The sequence below is a fragment of the Streptococcus vulneris genome (genome assembly GCF_019218685.1).
GTDB lineage: Bacteria > Bacillota > Bacilli > Lactobacillales > Streptococcaceae > Streptococcus > Streptococcus vulneris.
Genome location: NZ_JAHUZC010000001.1, coordinates 211877 through 227563 on the forward strand (window position 1 = coordinate 211877; position 15687 = coordinate 227563).

Here is a 15687-nt window from a genome sequence, read left to right on the forward strand (position 1 = left end):
TTTTACCATAAAATCTACTTAGATTCAAGATGTAGGGTTACTTTTCTTTCCTTGGGACAATACTTTAAAACCTCAATCTTGTCTGGATGAGTTTTTGAATTTTTACTGGTTAGGTAATTGATACTGCCACAAGAGGAGCATTTGAGATTAATTTTTACTCGCACTAGATTTCCTTTACTTTTAATAATGTTCGAAATTGAAGCAGGTTAAAGAGACAACTAAAGGCAACACAAAGACTTGTTGCATAAAAGACTGCATGGTAGCCAAATTGACCTGCTACTGCAGAACCTGCCATGGGACCAACGACACCTCCCAGATAAAAGAATACCTGATTGAAGGCAAAGACCCTCGAAATACCAGCTTTGGGCGTCATCTTGCTGAGAAGGGCATTAACTCCGGGAATCAAGGCACCTGTTCCAAATCCAAAGAGGAAACGATAAAGTCCTAGTTGAAGGGGGCTAGAGGCATTGGCACAGAGGAGATAGATGATAATTGAATAAAACTGGGCTACAACCAAGAGGCGATGGTTGCCCACCTTGTCACCTAGCTTTCCCATGACTCCTGCACTCATCATACTGGAAAAGCCCATACTGGATACAATCAAACCTGATACAAAGAGAAGATTCTCTGTCTGGCCTAAGTCGCGTACATACAGAGCTAAGATAGGACCGATTGATTGGGCTGAAAATTGGATAACAAAACTGGTCAGAAAGAGGTTGACCAAGAGATAGGGATATTTAACTGATGTAAACAATTCCTTTGTTGGAATAACCTTTTCCTTGGCTACTGGTTTAAAATCTTCCTTGATAAAGCAAATAGTCAAAACAGCGGCTAAAAATAGAAAACTACCAACCAGTAAAAAGACAGTACGAATACCAAATAATTCTGCGATAAAGCCACCAATAAAGGGACCAGTTAGAGTGCCTGCAACTACGCCAGTAGACAAAGTACCTAAGGCAGAGCCTGATTTCTCCTTGGGAACCTGACTGGCTATCAAGGCCGTTGCATTGGGAACAAAACCTGCAAATACACCATTTAATAAACGAAGAAAGATTAACCAATAGATATTGGTGACAAAAGCCAAGCCTCCCATAGTAATGGTCATGGCCATCCCAGCCCGAATCATCATGGTTTTTCGACCGTATTTGTCAGCAAGGATGCCCCAGATAGGAGAGAAAAGTGCCGCAGAAATGGCAGAGACAGAAATAGCTAAACCTGCATAAAAAGCAGCTTGCTCACTCCCTACACCCAGATTTTCCACGAAGATGGGCATAAAAGGCACAACCAAAGAAATACTGGCTCCAGTCAGAAAATTACCAAACCAGGCAATGCGCAGATTATCCTTCCAGTTAATCTCTGTCATCTTGCCTACCTCCCTCAAGCAGGGAGAATACCTGAGTAAGAAGCTGGTCTTGATTTCCATTGTTGTTTAAAACATGGCTGGCCAAATCTTTCTTTTTTTCTAAAGGCCACTGGGCTGCCAGACGAGACTCAGCTTCATCTTTGGACAACTGGTCCCTATTCATTAAGCGTTCTACTTGGACGTCTCGGTCCACATAGACCAACCAAGTCTCATCAAACCAAGAGACGTAGTCCTGCTCAAAAAGCAGGGGAATATCCATGAAGAAAATATCTTCTGTCTGAGCCAACTGGTCTCTCAACGTAGCTAGCTCCTCACGGATAATCTTTCCTTGGATTCGCTTAGACCATTCCTGTTCTTCAGGATTTGAAAAGATAAGACTAGCTAGGATAGGGCGATTAAGTTCTCCGTTTTCAAGGATGATTTCTTGCCCAAAGTGCTGGACTAGAGCCTCAAACAGACGACCACCAGGTTTCTGTAGTTGGTGGACGACTGCGTCGGCATCAACTACTTGAAAGCCTTGCTTTCTTAGAAAATTTGTCACGGTTGACTTACCAGAGGCAATTCCCCCAGTGATTCCAATGATTTTTCCCATCAATTCCTCCTTTGGCACTGAGGACAAAAATGGGTGCCTCGTCCACCTAGTTGGATTTTCTCAATGATGGTGCCACAGCGTACACATTCTTGACCAGCCTTGTCATAGACTTGATGAAAATTCTGCATGGTTCCATCTTCCCCAAAGGCATTGGTATAAGTTCGGATGGTGGAACCACCTTTTTCAACAGCCTGTCCCAATACAGCAATGGTCTGGTCATGAATGGCAGTCGCTTCTTCTGCTGTCAAAGTCTGGGAAGGTCTAGCTGGATGAACCTGAGCTCGCCAAAGAACCTCATCCACATAGATATTGCCAAGTCCAGCTACCAAAGTCTGGTCTAGGAGATGGGATTTGATAGGTTTTTTAGACTTGGATAGGGCAGCTTGAAAGACATGTAAATCAAAGTCTTGTTCGCTTGGTTCAGGACCTAATTTTTTAGAAATAAAGTAGGCGTCTAAAAGGTCCGGCACCAAGAGTTCCATAGTACCAAACTTGCGAACATCCTCATAAACAAGTGTGCCACCATCTTCAAACTGAAAGAAAACATGGGCATGCTTGCGTTCAGGTACTTGGTCTGGATAGTAAAAATACTTGCCCTCCATCCGCAAATGGGAAATCAAGACCTTGTCTGTCAGGTAAAAAAGCAAATATTTTCCCCGACGTTCCATTGACTCAATAATCTGACCAGGCACTTCCTTTTGAAACTCGTCCAAATCCGTCTTAATCGTCTTGGGATAGCGAATTTCTATACTCGAAATCTTCTTTCCTATAATCAATTTTTCCAATCCACGTCGAACGGTTTCAACCTCAGGTAATTCAGGCATAAGTCCTCCTTCTGTAAAAACAAGAAGCAGGCATGAGCCCACCTCTACTTAGTATTCTTTTTCATTATAGCCAAAGTCAGCCAAATCTAGCTTTTTATCGCGCCAGTTTTTCTTGACCTTGACCCATGTTTCTAGGAAGACCTTGTCTCCTAGCATAAGTTCGATATCACGACGGGCCATGCTACCGATTTTCTTAAGCATAGCGCCACCTTTACCGATGATAATCCCTTTTTGACTATCACGCTCGACCATGATGGTTGCACGGATGTGAACCTTGTCTGTCTCTTCGTCTCGTTTCATTGAATCCACAACTACTGCGACAGAATGCGGAATCTCTTCACGAGTTAGGTGCAAGACTTTCTCGCGAACCATTTCTGAAACCAAGAATCGTTCTGGATGGTCTGTGATTTGATCAGACGGGAAATATTGGACACCTTCATCTAGATTTTCACTCAAAATATCCACAAGACGAGAGACGTTATTCCCTTGAAGAGCTGAGATTGGAACGATTTCCTTAAAGTCCATCTGATTTCGGAAATCATCAATCTGAGACAAAAGCTGGTCTGGGTGAACCTTATCGATCTTGTTCACCACCAAAATCACAGGAACCTTGGCAGCCTTAAGACGCTCGATAATCATATCGTCCCCCTTACCACGCGCTTCATCCGCAGGTACCATGAAAAGAACGGTATCCACTTCACGAAGGGTGCTATAGGCAGATTCTACCATGAAATCTCCAAGGGCTGTTTTAGGCTTGTGAATTCCTGGTGTATCGATAAAGACGATTTGTTCCTTATCAGTCGTGTAAATTCCCATGATTTTATTGCGCGTTGTCTGCGCCTTGTCACTCATGATGGCAATCTTTTGTCCCATGACGTGGTTTAAAAAGGTTGACTTCCCAACGTTGGGACGTCCTAAAATGGCTACAAAGCCTGATTTAAAAGTCATAATTTCCTCTTACTGTTTAAAATAATAAATCCCATATTCGTGGGAGAAAAATCAATGCGCCTGTTAAGGCTGCGAAAAGAGAGACCACTAATACCGCTCCAGCCGCCATATCCTTGGCATTTTTAGCCAGCATGGAAAAGTGATAGTGACTGGCCAAATCCACCACATTTTCAATAGCAGAATTGATAATTTCAAAAGCTACTACCAAGAAAATGCTCAATAGGAGAAAGAGCCATTCGATTCGTGACACCTGAAAAACAAAACCTGCAAGAATGACTACAAGAGCCGTCACTGCATGTTTTCGCATATTGCGTTCTTCTTTGATAGCAGTAAAAATTCCTGTGAGGGCAAATTCTAAACTAGATATCAGGTCACGATTTTTCCATTTTCGTTTATTGTCTTGTGAGTCCATAGGCTGTCAAAATTTCTTCTTGTAAACCGAACATCTCCGCTTCTTCTTCCGGAGTGTAGTGATCATAGCCGTTAATATGTAAAAAGCCGTGCACTGCCAAGAAGCCCATCTCACGCTCAAAGCTGTGGCCGTATTCCTCGGCCTGCTCATGAGCCTTATCGATAGAGATGAACAGTTCCCCAATATAGGCATCAAACTCAGACATCATCGCTGCCAATTCTGGATTTTCAAGTAAATCCTCTTCGTCAAAGGCAATTTCCAACTCTGGCTTATATTCAAGGCTGATAACATCTGTCGGACGGTCTGTGTCACGATACTCCAGATTGAGTTCATGACTACGCTCATTGGTCACAAAGGTAACTGCCATCTCCTTGTCTTCTTTTCCTAATTTTTGGGCTGCAAATTCCAAAATCTCTTGGGTTTGTTGCAACATTTCTTTTGAAACTTGACCAGTTTCATCTACCATTTCAATATACATGTGCTTCTCGTTTCTCTTTACTTGGCTTTATTATACCACATTTCCATGATTTTATTCTACCTTTTTGATATAATACTATGGAATACAATCACAAGGAGAGAACGATGTCATTTGACGGATTTTTTTTACACCACATGGTTGAGGAATTGCGAAGAGAATTAGTGAATGGTCGCATTCAGAAAATCAATCAACCTTTTGAACAAGAGTTGGTCTTGCAAATCCGTAGCAATCGCCAAAGTCATCGCCTGCTCCTTTCTGCCCATCCTGTTTTTGGACGCATTCAGCTGACCCAAACGACTTTTGAAAATCCAGCCCAACCTTCCACCTTTATCATGGTTTTGAGAAAATATTTGCAGGGTGCCCTGATTGAATCGATTGAGCAAGTGGAAAATGACCGTATTGTGGAAATGACAGTTTCCAATAAAAACGAGATTGGGGACCATATTCAGGCTACCTTGATTATCGAAATCATGGGCAAACACAGTAATATTCTACTGGTTGATAAAAGAAGCCACAAAATCCTCGAAGTCATTAAACACGTCGGCTTTTCACAAAATAGCTACCGTACCTTGCTTCCTGGGTCTACCTATATCGCTCCGCCAAGTACGGAATCTCTCAATCCTTTTACAATCAAGGATGAGAAACTCTTTGAAATCCTGCAAACACAGGAAACGACAGCTAAAAATCTTCAAAGCCTCTTTCAAGGTCTGGGACGCGATACGGCAAATGAATTGGAAAGGATACTGGTTAGTGAAAAACTTTCCACTTTCCGAAACTTTTTCAATCAAGAAACCAAACCATGCTTGACTGAGACTTCCTTCAGTCCAGTTCCTTTTGCAAATCAAGTGGGAGAGCCTTTTGCAAATCTTTCTGATTTGTTGGACACCTACTATAAGGATAAGGCTGAGCGCGACCGTGTCAAACAACAAGCCAGTGAACTCATTCGCCGTGTTGAAAATGAACTGCAGAAAAATCGCCATAAGCTGAAAAAACAAGAAAAAGAGTTACTGGCGACAGACAATGCTGAAGAATTTCGCCAAAAAGGGGAATTGCTAACAACCTTCCTCCATCAAGTGCCTAACGACCAAGACCAGGTTATCCTAGACAACTACTACACCAACCAACCTATCACGATTGCGCTTGATAAGGCCTTGACTCCCAACCAGAACGCTCAACGCTACTTTAAACGTTATCAGAAATTAAAAGAAGCTGTCAAATACTTGACTGATCTGATTGAGGAAACCAAGGCAACCATTCTCTATCTGGAAAGTGTGGAAACTGTTCTCAACCAAGCTGGGCTGGAAGAAATCGCTGAAATCCGTGAAGAATTGATCCAAACAGGTTTTATCCGCAGAAGACAGCGAGAGAAAATTCAGAAACGCAAAAAACCAGAACAGTATATGGCGAGCGATGGCAAAACCATCATCTATGTCGGACGCAATAACCTGCAAAATGAGGAGCTAACCTTTAAAATGGCACGCAAGGAGGAACTTTGGTTCCATGCCAAGGACATTCCTGGAAGCCACGTTGTCATCTCAGGCAACCTAGACCCATCTGATGAAGTCAAGACAGACGCAGCAGAACTTGCAGCCTACTTCTCTCAAGGTCGCCTTTCAAATCTGGTCCAGGTGGATATGATTGAAGTCAAAAAACTCAACAAACCAACTGGTGGCAAACCAGGCTTTGTAACTTACACGGGACAAAAGACCCTCCGTGTCACACCAGACCCAGAAAAAATCGCATCCATGAAAAAATCCTGATTTCACTTGAAATCAGGATTTTCTTTTACATTTTACTCTGCAATTAAGGTTTCCAATCCAACCTTCATCATATCAGTGAAGGTATTTTGGCGTTCTTCTGCAGTCGTGTCTTCATCTGGATTGACCAAACTATCAGAAATAGTCATGATGGCAAGCGCGTCAACATGGTGTTGGGCCGCCAGATAGTAAAGGGCTGCTGCTTCCATTTCCACAGCCTTGACTCCCCATTTACCAAGCTCGATATTCTTTTCAAAGTAGTTTGAGTAAAAGACATCAGATGACAAAACGTTCCCAACGTGGGTTGTCATACCAAGTTCTTTAGCGATATGGTAGGCCTTGTCCAGCAAATCAAAGCTAGCGATTTGTGGGAAATCGTACTGTGGCCAGTCATTACGGACAATGTTTGAGTTGGTTGCAGCTGCCTGCGCCAAAACCAATTCACGAACATGAACATCTTCATTCAAAGAACCTGCAGTTCCCACACGGATCAGTTTTTTCACGCCATAGTCAACAATCAACTCACGCGCATAAATCGAAATAGATGGCATTCCCATCCCAGTTCCCATGACAGATACACGGTGACCCTTGTAAGTACCAGTGTAACCAAACATGTTACGAACTTCATTAAAACAAACAGCATCTTCAAGGAAATTCTCCGCAATAAACTTAGCACGAAGAGGATCTCCAGGAAGAAGAATTTTATCAGCAATTTCACCCTGCTGAGCAGCAATATGGATAGACATAGTTAAGATATAAAGGGCGACAGAGAACAAAGTGAAAATAGGAAACTGACGTAGCATAGATAATGCTAGGAAGTTTATCTTTTTTACACAGTTCTCCGCCCGTATTCAGTTCAGCGAATACGGTTTACCCATCCTTTCTTTCTTAATTTTGATAACATAGAGGCGAACAGCCCGAGTCCAATTCAAACCCGAACTACCCTTCTCTTCTGAGTTTTTAGAAAAGTTTTCCGCTCGTGTTCAAATTAGAACACGCGCTCTACCTTTCTTTTTTTATTTTTATATTTCATAGCTAGGAAAAATCGTATTCAATCATGACTCCGATAAGCCTACTTCATTTTTATTTAAAACAGTTATAAATAAATTGAGAGTTTTTTTAATCTTTTAAATCAAATCATTGACTAGAAGAAATGGGCATTTCCTACCTAATTACTTTATTATTTGACTTCTGACACAGTATGCTAGCACAAGGAAAGTGGTCTAACATTTTTGCAAATTCATAGGCTAAAACAGCTGTTACTAAGAGATACGGAAGAGAATCTATACCTAGCCCAGTGAAACCTATAACTAATCCGGTTGCAGAAATGGGCGCCCTCAAGGTCACAGACAAAAAACAAACCGATCCCAAAAGCAAAATGGTTGACTGGCTACCCAAACCTAGAATCATGCACAAAACACCAGCTCCAGCCATCCCCAAGGCAAAAGATGGCGTAAGGTTACCACCATAGGCCCCTGCCCACAGAATAATAAGAACAGCTAATGCTTTTAAGATAAATAAAAGGAGTACTGTTTTGCCATTGCTACCATTCAATACTTCCTGAGCCATCATACGTCCATTTCCAAGTAGATGTGGAAAATAACTTGCCAACCCAGCAAGAAAAAGAAAAGCTGTAGGCAATGTGAGAAGTATTCGTTTATCTTTTATTCTGTTTGAAGACACTTCTTTGCTCAAACGACCAAAAAGCCAAGCTAGTGGGGTTAAGAAAAGAAGTAATAAGGGAATAATCCATATTTCCTTTAATGACCAAATGATGGCTGGAATCTGGTAGAGAGCCTGATCTGAAATAACCCAGCCTGCTATATAGGTTGAGACATAGGTAGTCAAACCGACTAAGACAAATCGTTTAATAGATAGAGCGATTCCTAGGGTTTCAAAAACAAAGAAGACACTTGTTAATGGAACCTGATAAACAGCCGCTAAACCAGCACCAGCACCACAAGCAAGGAGAAAGATTTGATCCTTCTTAGAGAGAGAACATATTTTTCCAATTGGTCCTGCAAATAGAGTTCCAATCTCTCGTGGCGCAGCTTCTTTACCAATAGATGCTCCCCCTCCAACTGCAATGATCTGCCAAATTGAATGAAATAGCTGTCTTAAAAAATGAAGTTTGTATTGTGAAGTCTCATCCTTCATCTGATCTTTGATGGAAAAAATCTTCGACCCTTTTTGCAAGAAATACCAAACCAAGGATGAGCCAAGACCCACGATTATTAAACTTAGTCCTATCCGTGAGGAGGAAACTCCATCTGTCAAAAATCCACTATGATGCTCTGACTGATCAAAAGCTTGCTCCTCCACCATCTCCAAAAGATAGTGGAGAAATATACCAGATAAACCCGAAACTATTCCTTGCAGAATTACTGCTATAAATAATCTAAAATTATAAGGGATTTTTCGAAAAATACTCCTCAATTCTATTAACATGATTACAATTCAGCAAGAATAGCTTTAAGCAAGCCTTTGAAATCACCTTTAACACGTTCAGTCACTTCTACAACCTCTTCGTGGTTCAGTTCTTCTTGGAATCCAGCAGCAAAGTTAGTAATACATGAAATTCCCAGAACTTTTAAACCTGAGTGGGCTGCCACGATAACTTCAGGAACCGTAGACATACCCACAGCATCTGCTCCCAGTGTCTTATAGGCACGAATTTCTGCTGGTGTTTCATAAGTCGGACCAGTTACACCAATATAGACACCTTCATCAAGCTTGATACCAAGTTTTTTAGCCACTTCATGGGCAGTAGCACGGTATTCTGGTGTATAGGCCTTAGACATATCAGGGAAACGAGGACCAAATTCATCCAAGTTTTCACCCATCAATGGGTTTTGCCCCGTCATGTTGATATGGTCTGAGATAGCCATCAAAGTACCTGGGCCAAATCCGATACCACCAGCTGCATTGGTTACAATGACACCTTCGCATCCGAGAACTTTCATCACACGTACTGGGAAAGTCACGACTTCAAGAGGATTTCCTTCATAGAAATGGAAACGACCTTGAAGAGCTAAGACCTTGCGACCTGCAAGGTCACCATATACCAATTTACCAGCATGACCGACTACTGTAGAGCGGCCCCAGTTTGGAATCTCAGCATAGTCTACTACAACTGGATTTTGGATTTCTTCTGCCAATTCTCCCAGTCCTGATCCAAGGATTAGACCGAACTCAGGTGCTTGGATTCCCTTTTCTTTCAGGAAGGCAGCTGTTTCATTGATTTTATCTAAAAATGTCATTGTGTGTCTCCTTTATTTTTTTTTAGCATTTGACCGATTTTGTCAAAAGTTTTAGCATTGCGAATGGTGATGTTGCGATAAAAAGGCATCTTGAGCAAGTACTTATGATAGGCAGTTGCATAGTAGGATTCTTCAGAAAATTTCCCCCAGAAAATACCAAGTTTTCCAAAATGAACGACTTCATCTTCCAGTTCCAAATTGTCTACTTTCTCAATGACTTGAGTCACATCCAAGCCCTCCGTGTAAAAGAGGACATCCTTTCGTGCCAAATCTTTGGTCCACCAATCTGGCAGATTCTTCAGCTCTTCTTCATAATCTTCCTGACTCAGCAAAGAAAAGCTCTGAATAAATGGATAATGGACTGCAAAGAAAGCCTCTAACATTTCGACCAATCGGACTTTGGCATCTGTCGAAGTAAAGAAAATATTGCCACTGTTGATGTAGGTTTCAACTTTTTCCAGTCCCAACTCTGTCAATTCTTGACGAAGTTGCGCCATGACAACTTTATTTTTTCCACCGACATTAATGCCCCTTACCAGTAAAGCATAGCGTTTCATCTTATACCAATTTATCTAAGAAACTTTCCCCGATCATGGCTGTTTCAACACCAAAGTTATCCGCAACAGTCGCTGAGATATCTGCAAAATGTCCTACTGGAATGACACCATTTCCTTTAAAGGCAGGGCTGTAGGCCAACAATGGAATATATTCACGAGTGTGGTCTGTTCCTGCATAGGTTGGGTCATTTCCATGGTCCGCAGTAATCAAGAGAAGGTCGTTCTCTCTCATGGCTGCGATAATTTCAGGCAAGCGCTCATCAAACTCATGCAAACAATCACGGTAACCGTGAGCATTGCGGCGGTGTCCATAAAGGGCATCAAAGTCAACTAAGTTTGTGAAGGAGAATCCTTTTTCAAACTCAGCAAGGCCCATGGTCTTCAAGAGTGTATCAATTCCATGGCTGTTTGACTTGTTGTGGCCCATGTCATGGTTGATACCTGCACCGTTAAAGATATCGTTGATTTTACCAACAGCATAAGTATCGATACCAGCTTCATTCAATTTATCCAAAACAGTTGGTGCAAATGGAGATACAGCCAAGTCACGACGGTTTGCTGTACGAGTGAAGTTACCTGGTTCACCTACATAAGGACGGGCAATGATACGACCTAGAAGGGCAGGACGCTCAAGTGTAATTGAACGAGCGTATTCACAGATACGGTACAATTCGTCCAAAGGAATAATATCTTCGTGGGCAGCAATCTGCAAAACAGGATCAGCTGAAGTATAGATAATCAACTCCCCAGTTTCCATTTGACGTGGTCCGAAATCATCGATAACAGCCGTTCCTGAGTAAGGTTTGTTAGCTTCACGAATGACCTTACGTCCTGAGAATTCTTCAATTTTTGTCAAGATTTCTTCTGGGAATCCGTTCCAGAAAGTATCGAAGGGCTCCGTAATGTTAAGGCCCATGATTTCCCAGTGTCCAGTCATGGTATCCTTACCAAGAGATACTTCTTCCAATTTTGTTGCATATCCTGTTGGATTGCTTTCAGCTGGAACAGTCTTAAGAGGAGTTTCTCGAGGAATATTTCCAAGACCAATTTTAGCCATGTTTGGGACATTCAAACCAACTGCTTTTGAAATGTGTCCTAATGTGTCAGAAGCTCCATCTGGAACTCCTGCATTGACAAAGTTATTAGCATCTGGTGCAGCACCGATTCCTACAGAATCCAGTACCACCAAGTGAATACGATTAAATTTTGGCATAGTATGTCTCCTTATTACTTTGATTAGTTTGCTTTTGTTGAAGTTAAAATCTGAACCCCATCTCGTCCAGCTACGATCACCTTATCCACCATTTTGTTGAATAAGCCGTGCTCCACGACGCCAACGACATGGTCCAATTCTTGTCCGAAAGTAATTGGATCTTCAATGACTTCCAAGGCAAGGTCAATGATAAAATTCTGCATATCGGTCACAAAACGTTGGCCGTCTTTTTCACGGAAACTTGGTTTGTAGCCAGCTCGCTCAAAACGACGAAAGACCTGTTCTGCGCCATACTGAACCACTTCTACTGGCAATTTAAAAGCACCCAGTTTCTCTACTAGCTTGCTTTCATCCACCACCCAAATGTATTCTTTTGAGGGCGTTGCTACAACCTTCTCCATCAGAAGGGCACCACCACCGCCTTTGATTCCATTAAACTGATTATCCACTTCATCCGCCCCGTCGACTGTCACATCGACAAAGTCTACTTGGTCAATAGACTTGAGTGGGATATTAAGCCCTTCGGCCTGTTTACTAGTCACACTAGAAGTCGTTACAGCTGTAATCTGTAAGCCTTCTTCCTTAATACGACGACCGATTTCTTCGACAAAATAATAGGCAGTAGAACCCGTTCCCAGTCCGACAACCATCCCATCTTTGACAAACTCAGCAGCCTTGATACCTGCCATTTTCTTCAGATTTTCCACTCAAACACCTCCATTAAAGAGCTACTTTTATTATAACATGTATCCCTTTTTATTTCATGGATACACTGGAAAAACCCGAACATTTTTATTTCGGGTTTTGATGTCCTATTTAACCATGTCAGGATCGTAGTCATAAAATCCTGTATCAAGGAAACGGTTTTTAGGGTGAAGTTTACGCAATTCTTCATCCAGCAAGAAGGCTTGGTCATGGCTAAAATTGCCCTCTTGAATCAAGCTACGCGCTTGGATAAAGAGTTTTGCAATTTCAACAAAGTTCTGACCAGGAGTGTAGAGCCCTTCTAGTTTCCAGTGAGTAAAGCCATGCTCTACCAATTCTGTCAATTTTGTCATCAAATCAAGGTCGTTATTGGCAAAGATATGAGTACCATGATTGTCTTCAAAAATGGAATAATGGCTCTCAGGGTCACTTGGCTCTGCCAAGAAAAGGTCACGCTTGCGAGTCTTTTCATCATCGATATGCGTGAAGTTATAGTAGTTTTGCAAGAGCGGACGCTTAGAATGGTGAATAACACTAGCTCCGTAAACCAAAACTTCAGCAGGAATTTCCAAAATCTCTGGCATTTTGAAGAGTTCAGCAGATGGAATTTCACGCGCCAAAACAGCCTCAGATGCGCCAGCCTTTTGTCCCCAGAAGTTAATCTGGCGACTGCTAGTTACCATGGTTGAAGCATCGTAGATGGTCTTAAAGGAATAACCATCGCGGTTGACTACGTAAAAGACACCTGCATCCCCAATCGTAATGTAGTCTGTCTTGATTTCTTCCAAAAAGTCTAAGAAAGGCTTGATACGATCCATCATATCTTGGTGCATGAGGGCGTTAACCGCAACGATCAATTCCTTACCAGTATCATGAACCAGATTAGCGATTTCACGCAATTGGTCATAACTAAAGGTCGTTGGCAGGCGAAGGCCAAAATCTTTCTCACCGACATAGATACGGTCTACGCCAGCTTCGAGAAGTTGTTTAACTTGTTCAATACTTTCAGCAGTTGCTGTAATGATAATCTTTTCCATAAGAAAAATTATACCACATTTCTGGAAAATCAGCCATTCTTTAAAAATGAAAAGGGACTTTATTCTTATTGTAACCTTTCTGTAATAATTCTCTGCTGAAAAAATGATAAAATAGGTACGTACTGTTAAGGAGAGAATAATGCCCGTAAGAAAATTACAATCCTATGAGGTAGACAATCAAGAAGAATTAAGCCAGCAGGTTCCTCGCTATCAAGATTATACACCTGAAGCGCAATCTGATACCAATCTCAAGGAAATCCTATTTTTTGTTAATATCGCTGTTTTTTGTATCTGTATTGCTATCTTTAGTTTTATCTTTTTAGCATTAAAATTATCACCTGCTCTTGCCTTTGTCGCAGCAATCGGATCCAGCTTACTTGTCTTAAAAGTTCAACGATCTATTATCAAGCGAAAACGTAGAAGATAAATCCAAAATATCGCCCCAGTTGGAGCGATATTTTTATTTTTTCTTTTTAGATGGTGTGTGGATGGCAATCTTCACTTCAAAGATTGTTCCCTTTGGTTTATTATCTTTGACAGTAATGCTTCCTTTTAGGGCATCTACAATTTGCTTGGCTAGGGATAAACCTAAACCAAAACCACCTTTTTGGCGGGTTCTAGCCTTATCAACTCGATAAAATCTATCAAAAATTTTCTTCTTATCTTCTGCGGAAATACCAACTCCATTATCAGAAACAAGTAAATACAGATTGCGATTGGTCGCTGAAATCACAAAATCAATTTCACCATCCTCTTCAGTATATTTGATGGCATTATCAAATAGGATGGTCATCAGTTGTTTCAAAAGAAGTTGATCTGTGACAATTGTTCGATGGATGCGATTTTCAAAACGGAAGACACGGTCATTTTCTGAAGCAATCATTTCATAGTTTGTGAAAGTCGTATTGAAAAAACTGGTTGGAACTTCTGCAAGTTCCGGCTTAATCCCATCATCTCTACGAGCTAAATTCAACAAGTTCGTTGTCAAAAACCGCATATTTCGGACTTCTTCTAAACTAGAGGCAATACTTTCACTCACATCCATAATGGTAGCTTCTGGCTTACGGAAAAGGGTTTCTAAGCGATTTTGCAAAACAGCAAGTGGAGTTCGTAACTCATGACTGGCATTTTCCACAAAGGACTGTTGCTTTTGCATACTTTCAAGTAAAGGACGAACACTGACCCTAGCTAGATAGAGACTGGAAAGTAAAGACAAAATCCAGAAACTTGCCATCACGACCACAATCAATTTCTCATGCTTTTGACTGGCCTGCTCCAACTGACTGGTATTAATCAAGACAGCCGCATACTTAATATTGGTTGAAACCGAACTGATATTCGTTTCCATCAAAATCATGCGATAGATTTCTTCTTGTCCATAGCTATTAAAAACTTGAATCTGATAGATATGTCCTAGTTCTTTCTTCTCTAACTTAATCTTATCCAATCCCAAAAATCGATTTCCAGAAAGGAGTTGGGTAAAATTTTTATCAAAAAGAATAACTTCTGTGTTAGAACTGACATTGGGTTTTATCTCAGTCTTGCTGGTATCTGTAGCGGCATTCTCTAAATCTTTAATCTCTTCTGTTGCCCTATTTACAGCAAGCTGAATAACTGCTTGAGGATTTTCACTCAGTCCATGAAGCTTATCATCCACCGAAGTATAAAGACTCGAATGCATAACCTGTAAAATAATCAAGGTCATGGTAGAGAAAATCAGAGTGAAGACACCAAAGTTGCGGATAAAATAACTAAAGTCATCCGCATACCATGTTTTTTTTAGTTTACTGAACATCTTTTAAAATATACCCAACACTACGCAAGGTTTGCAAATTCTCTGCAAAAGTGGTTCCTTTTAATTTCTTACGGACTTTTGAAACATAGACTTCAACAACCGAAATCGTTGTATCACTATCAAATCCCCATAGACGATCAAAAATCTGAGTCTTCGGCAAAATAACATTTTGATTTTGAAGGAAATAAACTAATAAATCAAACTCTTTTCCCAGTAATTCGACAGGAGTATCTTCAACCTTAACGGTATTGGTTGACAAATTAACTACAATATTTCCATAAGTCAAGGTGTTTTCATTAAATTTACCTGAACGTTTGAGAAGGGCTTGAATTCGCATTTTGAGTTCTTCTAGGTAGAAAGGTTTGGTCAGATAATCATCTGCTCCCAGTTCAAATCCATGTCCCTTGTCATCCAAACTTTCCTTGGCAGTCATGATCAGAACTGGAGTCGTAATCCCCTTTTCACGCAATTCTTTCAAGACTTGGAAGCCATTTTTTTCAGGCAACATCAAATCGAGCAAAATCAAATCATAGACGCCACTCTCAGCTTCGTAGAGACCTTCTTCTCCATCAAATACCTGCATGACATCCGCAAAATCGTCTAAAAAGTCAAATACTGAATTTGACAGGCCTAGGTCATCCTCAACTAATAAGATTTTTATCATGAGAAACTCCTCCTTATTAAAACCATTATACCAAATTTGCCTTAAAAAAAACTCAACTCTCTGCATTTTACATGAGATAGCT

General features: G+C 41.0%; 18 protein-coding genes. 2 read left to right on the plus strand and 16 right to left on the minus strand.

Annotated elements, in window-relative coordinates:
- Nucleotides 1–14: 14 nt before the first annotated feature.
- Genes rpmG through ybeY form a run of 7 tightly spaced genes read right to left on the minus strand, consistent with a single transcriptional unit; the run spans nucleotide 15 to nucleotide 4617 of the window.
- Complete coding sequence (rpmG, locus tag KUA57_RS01025; protein ID WP_001809104.1) at nucleotides 15–164, minus strand: 50S ribosomal protein L33; 150 nt, start codon at nucleotides 162–164, stop codon at nucleotides 15–17.
- Nucleotides 164–1363, minus strand: coding sequence for a multidrug efflux MFS transporter PmrA (gene pmrA, locus KUA57_RS01030; RefSeq protein ID WP_125447126.1), 1200 nt, complete (start codon nucleotides 1361–1363; stop codon nucleotides 164–166). The genes rpmG and pmrA overlap by 1 nt, the downstream gene beginning before the upstream one ends.
- Nucleotides 1350–1955 (minus strand): dephospho-CoA kinase, encoded by a 606-nt coding sequence (gene coaE, locus KUA57_RS01035; protein ID WP_218493501.1) that lies wholly within the window; start codon nucleotides 1953–1955, stop codon nucleotides 1350–1352. The genes pmrA and coaE overlap by 14 nt, the downstream gene beginning before the upstream one ends.
- Nucleotides 1955–2779 (minus strand): DNA-formamidopyrimidine glycosylase, encoded by an 825-nt coding sequence (gene mutM / locus KUA57_RS01040; protein WP_218493502.1) that lies wholly within the window; start codon nucleotides 2777–2779, stop codon nucleotides 1955–1957. The genes coaE and mutM overlap by 1 nt, the downstream gene beginning before the upstream one ends.
- Before the next feature lie 48 nt (nucleotides 2780–2827).
- Entirely contained in the window at nucleotides 2828–3727 is a 900-nt protein-coding gene (gene era, locus KUA57_RS01045) for a GTPase Era (RefSeq protein ID WP_218493503.1), read from the minus strand.
- 16 nt (nucleotides 3728–3743) lie between these two features.
- Complete coding sequence (locus KUA57_RS01050) at nucleotides 3744–4139, minus strand: diacylglycerol kinase family protein (protein ID WP_000378166.1); 396 nt, start codon at nucleotides 4137–4139, stop codon at nucleotides 3744–3746.
- Nucleotides 4120–4617 (minus strand): rRNA maturation RNase YbeY, encoded by a 498-nt coding sequence (gene ybeY, locus KUA57_RS01055; protein WP_218493504.1) that lies wholly within the window; start codon nucleotides 4615–4617, stop codon nucleotides 4120–4122. Before ybeY ends, KUA57_RS01050 begins: the two co-directional genes overlap by 20 nt.
- Before the next feature lie 104 nt (nucleotides 4618–4721).
- On the opposite strand from ybeY, the gene pavA reads away from it, so the two are divergent.
- Nucleotides 4722–6377 (plus strand): Rqc2 family fibronectin-binding protein PavA, encoded by a 1656-nt coding sequence (gene pavA / locus KUA57_RS01060; RefSeq protein ID WP_218493505.1) that lies wholly within the window; start codon nucleotides 4722–4724, stop codon nucleotides 6375–6377.
- A 32-nt stretch (nucleotides 6378–6409) separates the two neighbouring features.
- Here the strand turns inward: pavA and deoD are convergent, their stop codons facing one another.
- From deoD to KUA57_RS01095, 7 genes are all read right to left on the minus strand, one after another.
- Nucleotides 6410–7120, minus strand: coding sequence for a purine-nucleoside phosphorylase (deoD, locus tag KUA57_RS01065; protein WP_000022097.1), 711 nt, complete (start codon nucleotides 7118–7120; stop codon nucleotides 6410–6412).
- 418 nt (nucleotides 7121–7538) lie between these two features.
- Nucleotides 7539–8822 (minus strand): chloride channel protein, encoded by a 1284-nt coding sequence (locus KUA57_RS01070; protein ID WP_061864121.1) that lies wholly within the window; start codon nucleotides 8820–8822, stop codon nucleotides 7539–7541.
- A 2-nt stretch (nucleotides 8823–8824) separates the two neighbouring features.
- A complete protein-coding gene (locus KUA57_RS01075; protein WP_061864120.1) occupies nucleotides 8825–9634 on the minus strand; it encodes a purine-nucleoside phosphorylase in 810 nt (269 codons plus the stop codon).
- Nucleotides 9631–10191, minus strand: coding sequence for a DUF1697 domain-containing protein (locus KUA57_RS01080; RefSeq protein ID WP_218493506.1), 561 nt, complete (start codon nucleotides 10189–10191; stop codon nucleotides 9631–9633). The genes KUA57_RS01075 and KUA57_RS01080 overlap by 4 nt, the downstream gene beginning before the upstream one ends.
- Before the next feature lies 1 nt (nucleotide 10192).
- Nucleotides 10193–11404: a phosphopentomutase gene (locus tag KUA57_RS01085; protein ID WP_004259464.1), complete on the minus strand. Its 1212-nt coding sequence runs from the start codon at nucleotides 11402–11404 to the stop codon at nucleotides 10193–10195.
- Nucleotides 11405–11427: 23 nt separating this feature from the next.
- On the minus strand, nucleotides 11428–12111 hold the full coding sequence (gene rpiA / locus KUA57_RS01090; RefSeq protein ID WP_061864119.1) for a ribose-5-phosphate isomerase RpiA: 684 nt from the start codon (nucleotides 12109–12111) through the stop codon (nucleotides 11428–11430).
- A gap of 105 nt (nucleotides 12112–12216) precedes the next feature.
- Nucleotides 12217–13146, minus strand: coding sequence for a peptidase U32 family protein (locus KUA57_RS01095; RefSeq protein WP_004259456.1), 930 nt, complete (start codon nucleotides 13144–13146; stop codon nucleotides 12217–12219).
- 139 nt (nucleotides 13147–13285) lie between these two features.
- Between KUA57_RS01095 and KUA57_RS01100 the strand changes: the two genes are divergently transcribed.
- Entirely contained in the window at nucleotides 13286–13573 is a 288-nt protein-coding gene (locus KUA57_RS01100; RefSeq protein ID WP_004259451.1) for a DUF3270 domain-containing protein, read from the plus strand.
- Nucleotides 13574–13606: 33 nt separating this feature from the next.
- Here the strand turns inward: KUA57_RS01100 and ciaH are convergent, their stop codons facing one another.
- Together ciaH and ciaR are read right to left on the minus strand one after the other, a co-directional pair.
- Complete coding sequence (gene ciaH, locus KUA57_RS01105) at nucleotides 13607–14941, minus strand: two-component system sensor histidine kinase CiaH (protein ID WP_218493507.1); 1335 nt, start codon at nucleotides 14939–14941, stop codon at nucleotides 13607–13609.
- The gene (gene ciaR, locus KUA57_RS01110) at nucleotides 14931–15605 is read right to left on the minus strand and encodes a two-component system response regulator CiaR (protein ID WP_000590639.1); all 675 of its coding nucleotides are present in this window, start codon (nucleotides 15603–15605) and stop codon (nucleotides 14931–14933) included. Before ciaR ends, ciaH begins: the two co-directional genes overlap by 11 nt.
- Nucleotides 15606–15687 lie beyond the last annotated feature (82 nt).